Origin of the sequence: Lactiplantibacillus sp. 30.2.29 (assembly GCF_018991255.1) — a bacterium.
Lineage (GTDB): Bacteria > Bacillota > Bacilli > Lactobacillales > Lactobacillaceae > Lactiplantibacillus > Lactiplantibacillus pentosus.
In genome coordinates this window covers 1-5623 of record NZ_JAGYGU010000061.1, presented here as the reverse complement: position 1 = coordinate 5623, position 5623 = coordinate 1, and the positions used below count along the sequence as shown (strand labels likewise).

General features: G+C 36.3%; 5 protein-coding genes and 1 pseudogene. 3 read left to right on the top strand and 3 right to left on the bottom strand.

The genetic code is table 11. The features are described 5' to 3' along the window. Positions 1-235 (top strand): annotated as a pseudogene (locus KGF65_RS16230) (transposase); the annotation flags it as partial. Between the two features lie 786 nt (positions 236-1021). Here KGF65_RS16230 and KGF65_RS16225 read toward each other — a convergent pair. Both KGF65_RS16225 and KGF65_RS16220 read right to left on the bottom strand, forming a co-directional pair. After that, positions 1022-1597 carry a TetR/AcrR family transcriptional regulator gene (locus KGF65_RS16225; protein WP_172638042.1) on the bottom strand — a complete coding sequence of 192 codons (576 nt, stop codon included), beginning with the start codon at positions 1595-1597 and terminating at the stop codon, positions 1022-1024. A 163-nt stretch (positions 1598-1760) separates the two neighbouring features. Then, the gene (locus KGF65_RS16220; RefSeq protein ID WP_216788245.1) at positions 1761-2675 is read right to left on the bottom strand and encodes an IS30 family transposase; all 915 of its coding nucleotides are present in this window, start codon (positions 2673-2675) and stop codon (positions 1761-1763) included. Positions 2676-2820: 145 nt separating this feature from the next. Between KGF65_RS16220 and KGF65_RS16215 the strand changes: the two genes are divergently transcribed. Both KGF65_RS16215 and KGF65_RS16210 read left to right on the top strand, forming a co-directional pair. Further along, positions 2821-3681: a Sir2 silent information regulator family NAD-dependent deacetylase gene (locus tag KGF65_RS16215; protein ID WP_216749052.1), complete on the top strand. Its 861-nt coding sequence runs from the start codon at positions 2821-2823 to the stop codon at positions 3679-3681. Next, positions 3674-4993 carry a cupin domain-containing protein gene (locus KGF65_RS16210; protein ID WP_172638043.1) on the top strand — a complete coding sequence of 440 codons (1320 nt, stop codon included), beginning with the start codon at positions 3674-3676 and terminating at the stop codon, positions 4991-4993. The genes KGF65_RS16215 and KGF65_RS16210 overlap by 8 nt, the downstream gene beginning before the upstream one ends. 120 nt (positions 4994-5113) lie before the next feature. On the opposite strand, the gene KGF65_RS16205 is transcribed toward KGF65_RS16210, so the two are convergent. Then, the coding region (locus KGF65_RS16205) for a transposase (RefSeq protein WP_216749051.1) at positions 5114-5623 on the bottom strand (510 nt) is incomplete at its 5' end.

Here is a 5623-nt window from a genome sequence, read left to right as displayed (position 1 = left end):
ATTCAGACGTTAATTTTCGATTTGATGTGGCAAGTAATTTAAACGCAACCGTGCAGGTTGCGAAGTGCAATGAGTTGCATCGATTCGAAGTCATACCCCAACGTTGAGTAGTAGAACGATCCTTTAGTTGATTAGAGAATTGTCGGCGACTTTGGAAAATTGTGAGCGTCAATTAACCACCAATCTGCAAATGGTCGTTTTGGCGTTTTTAGCACTATTACTTAAAAGATTTTAGACATCCTCTTAAAACAAATAGACATCTGTTTTTGGACACCATATCGTAAAAATATGAAACAATGTTCAGGTGATGAGAGCTTATTAAAACACCAACGGCGTAGGATAGAGGATGTATTTTCACAATTATGTTGTTTATTTAATATCGAGCAAAATTCTGCACGATCATACATGGGTTTTCAAACACGTCTAAAACAATGTCTTTTTATTGGTACCTGGTTAAAAATTAACTAGCACCATGCGTATTACGTTATAATTCTAAATCTGATTAACTCTTGATTAAATGCATCTTTATCAATATCGTGAGGAACCCTAGCTATTATACCCATTGTTCAGCACTATACTCATAGTAAAATAATTTGAGGTTAACTAAAATTATACGCCCAGAGGTTTACCATCTACTATCGAGTGGGAATAGGATTGTAATGTAAGATAGAGTTGGAAGCGCGATATATCGGCATTTTGGCAGTGTTAAAACTTGACTAACTCATTAAAAATAACATGTTTGTTTGCCAAAATGTTTGCCATATAAAGAAAACATCCAGTATAACAACTGGGTGTTTTTATTTATGAAAGGTGTAAGGATAAGGTTGAAGGTTCGAATCTTTAGTCAGCACTAGATAGAGTCTAATAGCCTGCTATAACGGCATTTATGGTCGTTATAACAGGCTATTTTACGTTAAAAAACGTTATTTTTCATTTAATACAAGATTTAAAGCATGTTAAGAAGTAGTACATCTTATATTTAGTGAAAGAAAAGTTATTATCTAGATTATTAAGGATTGTTTTAATTAAGAGCATTGTAACCGTTTAAGGTAAAATTGTTAATAATCTGTACATCATGATACCATTTATTATTTTTTCTAAACTGGTTAGCACGATTAACCGCAAAAGAACCATGGAGAGTGTATAAAAACAATGTTTCTGCGTCTTCCTTGGATAATCCAGTCTTTTCTTGAATTGCAGGAACTACTCGGTTGCGCTCACGGATCATAATTCGCCCGACGATATATTCTGTCAATTCAGGGTCCAGAAGTAATTTACGATATTTTTCACTTGAACCTACCCTTTGGCAGGCCGGTATCAAAGATTCGTTTTCTTTAAGATAATCAATGCTAAAATTACTGATCTTAAGATAATCTGGTGAGGTCATCTTGATTGCATCATCAAGAATAGCGTTCAAAACATCATTAATCGATTTAAAATGTAAATAAAAAGTTGAGCGACTTATGTCAGCAACTTTACAAATCTCTTTTATTGATATTTTTGAGTATGGTTTATCCTGGATTAGCTCCAAGAAACTATCTTTAATTACATTGACTGTATATATTGTTCGCCTGTCTATTCGATTTGAATTTTTCATTACTAACTTCACGATCCCTTTACAGATTATTAATTACTATATTTTATTATTGACAATTTCATAACGGTGTCCATAAATGAACAGCCTCGGAAAAATGTTATTCACTTCAAATATATAAGCAATTATAATTAATGGCAGATTGCAAGAAATAACTTGAACGAATTTAGTGACGTAGATTAAGCAAGAAGATCTCGATTGGTGTATGCCAATTAAGACATTTAAGTGGCCGTGAATTCAGATACCAATTGATTTGAACCAGTTGGTAATCACTTAGTTCTTCAATGGCTTGTCCCTTGGGAATAAACCGTCGCAAAACTCGGTTACGGTTCTCATTACTACCGCGTTCATGTGGTGAATAAGCATGGGCAAAATAAACCTGAGTACCTGTTAGCTGTTCAATTGTCTGGTAGTTAGCGAACTCTTTACCATGATACACAGTAAGCGTCTTGAGCTTGTCTTGAAGTTGACTAGCTAGTTCAAGTACGGCTTGAGTCATGGACTGACTGTCGCGACCATGGAGCCGTTTAACAATTGTCAGGCGACTTTTACGCTCCACAAAAGTAGCCACAGCTTGACCTTTACGTTTACCAGAAAGTACGGTATCAGCTTCAAAGTGGCCGAATTCCTGGCGAGTTTCGACTTTATGAGGCCGCTCCTCAATGGAGCGGCCGTGATTGAACGTACCACGCTTTTCTTTAGCACGATGACGACGAATTCCATGATCAGGCAAATCGGGCAACTGTACATCAAGCCAGCCTTGATTAATCCAGTTATAGACCGTCTTGTAGGCAATCCCCACCACATGGGCAACTTGTTCAGGGGACCACTTCTGGACTTGAATCTTTTCCTCGATCAAGTGTTTAAGGTTTTTAGTGAGCGAAGACTTCCGCCCCCGTTGACTAACCTTTCGTTCAAAGTCAGTTTGCGCTAGCCCAGCCTGGTACTCACTATTTAGCCGGTGAAGTTCGTTAAAGATGGTGGTCTTACTAAAGTCTAAGTAGTTAGCGATGTATCGCAAGGAACGTCCTTCATTATGAAGCGTTTCAATGACAACACGGTTAAGGTCCTTCTTTCTAATGGATTGTGTGGTAACACCATTAAAGACCTTGATGGGTTTTTCTGTCCACTTAAATGTTCAACTTAAATTTTACAATCTGCCTAATCATATCATTTAACTACATTATGTTCAAAAATGGACATAGTATTCAATAAGGAGGAATAAAATGAATAGACTTGAAAATGTAGTAGCTCGAATTAATGATGCAGATGCAATTTTAATTGGAGCTGGTTCAGGAATATCAAATGCCGCGGGAATGAATTTTTGGTATGAAGCTAGTCCATTATTTATGAAGTACATGAGTGACTTTTACCAAAAATATCACTTTGAAGGTATTTTTAAAGGATTCTATAACCGTTTTGAATCTCAAGAAGAGCGATGGGCTTATTTATTAAAAATGTTAAAAATGGTTTCAACCATTCCACCTCAAAATAGGGTATATGATTATCTAAAGACAATCATTGACAATAAGCCTTACCATATTATTACAAGCAATCAAGATATGTTGTTCAAGAAATTCTTCCCAGAAGAACATGTCAGTGAAATCCAAGGATCATGGGGATTCTTTCAGAGTAAAAATACATTAACAGATAAAAATTTGTATCCTATCGATGGTTATTTAGATGAATTAATACCTAAAATCGTTGATAATCGTCTTCCAACTGAATTAATTCCTAAAAGTGAAGTTGATGGTACTCCCCTTATCCCATGGGTACGTGGTCCGGAATTTCTTGAAGATAAGAAATACTATGAAGAATACGAAAAAGCAAATCAGTTTCTAGGCAAATACCAGTTAAAGAAGATACTTTTCATTGAAATTGGGGTTGGTCGGATGACACCAATGTTTATACAAGAGCCATTCTGGGAAATGACCAACTACATGCCACAGTCATTCTATATTAATTTCAATCCTCGTGATGTCTTAACAAATCTAGCAATAAAAGATCGTTCACTGTTGATTAATAGTGATACGGCTAGGGCTTTACAAAATATTTCTGAATTAATCAAAGGAGGACAAAATGACTAACACGGTAAAAACAGCTCAACAATGGTTAAGTGATGCTGATGCTCTTTTAGTAACTGCTAGTAACGGTTTTTCAATTTCTGAGGGACTAAACTTATTTGCAAAGGACAGTAAATTGTCAACGGTTCTGGGTGACTTAGTAGAGAAATATAATTTACCAAATTTATTAGGAGCACTTAACTATAATTATCCCAATGAACTTGATAAATGGCGAGTTTATGCACGAATTGCAGAATACTATAATTATAATTACTATCCTGGTGAATTAATGGATAAATTACGACAGGTGATTGGTAACAAGCCTTATTTCATCTGGACATCGAATATCGATCACCATTTTGCGTTAGCTGAATTTGATCATCTTCTCGAAGTGGAAGGAAATTGGCAGACTGGCATCTGCTCTAAACACCCTAAAGAACACCCACTTGTTGATTTGAAGTCAACCCTTCATGAAATTTATAAAAAAGACCAAACTGGTACATTAACAGAAGATGATTTACCAACATGCGCAACTTGTGGAGAGAAACTATCACTTAATATTCCAGGTCCTGTATTTAGTATGGACCAAACACAGGTCAACGGCTTTGAGAACTTTTTAAATAATTATCAAGACAAAAAAATTCTTGTCTTAGAATTAGGAATTGGCCCACAAAATCGAATGATTAAGGCGCCAAGTATGCAATTAGTTGCAGGCAATAAGAGTAGCCGTTATATAACAATTAATAAGGGGCAGTTAAATATCCCTAGTGTTATTGCAGATCGCTCCATTGGTTTCTCATCAACAATTATCGAAGCATTTAATGCTTTAATAAGTGGTAAAGGTGAAGTTGAAACACAGGGGCCTGCTAAGCCGGCACCGCAATTATCTCCAGAAGATCAACAAAGACAAGAAAAAATCTTCAAAAACTTTTATCCATCTTATAGTGTAAATAAGGGTTATCGTCCAGGGGAACTTGTTATGTATACGACAATTGACCATGAACACCCATCACATTTGCATATGGTAAAGTACGGTAAGTCACTAATGTATTCATATGGTGATCCGGTTAATGTGCATTACTTTACTCAAGATGGTCATTATCACTTGGTTAAACTAGGTTTGAATAAGGATAATGATGAAGTTCACGGCTTTTATGTAGAGCCTAATAGTTTTATTGCAATGGAAAGTGTGAAGAGAGCAACTGGATTTTCTCAAATTAGTGTCACGTTACCGTCATCATCTTCGAATGAAATTTTGATTCCGAAAAAGGAGCAATTAAAAAAGATGTTTCCACAGCAACAAGCATTAATTGAACGCTTGTCGGCAGACAATTGATTTTATAAATTATAGCCCCCAGATAGTAAGTTTTTGCGTAAGTACCGAATAACAACACGTATTGAAAAAAAGCGTCATGCACGACATCGGTTTTGATGTTACGCATGACGCTTGCTTATTTTAAATATGACATTGAGCCTGGGCCTCTTTTGCCCATGGCAAAAAGCCCTCAAGATCTTTGTTTTCACGATTCGGTAAGTGATCAAACAGATACTTGAAGTATTTATAGATGTTCAAATGATTCATTTTAGCTGTGCCGACTATCGTGTAATATATGGCACTAGCCTGGGCGCCACGAATGCTTTTCGCAAAAAGACTATTTTTACGAATTAACGTTGATGGCCGAATGGCCTGTTCCACTGGATTATTGGTCAATGGAACTTGGCCATTTTCAAAAATCCGATAGACTCGTGACTTTAACGCTAACGCGTTTTGAATGGCATTCTTTAATTTGCCTAGGGGCCACCGGGCCTGACTAATGTAGTCATAAAATGAATCTAATAATAGCCTGATTCTTTTCCTTCGCTCTGCGGCTTTTTCTTCTTGAGTATGATATACTAAGTGCTTTTCCGTATGGAAAACCGACCTTAATAATGATACTGCCTGTTGGGCAATCGAAGATTTGGCAGG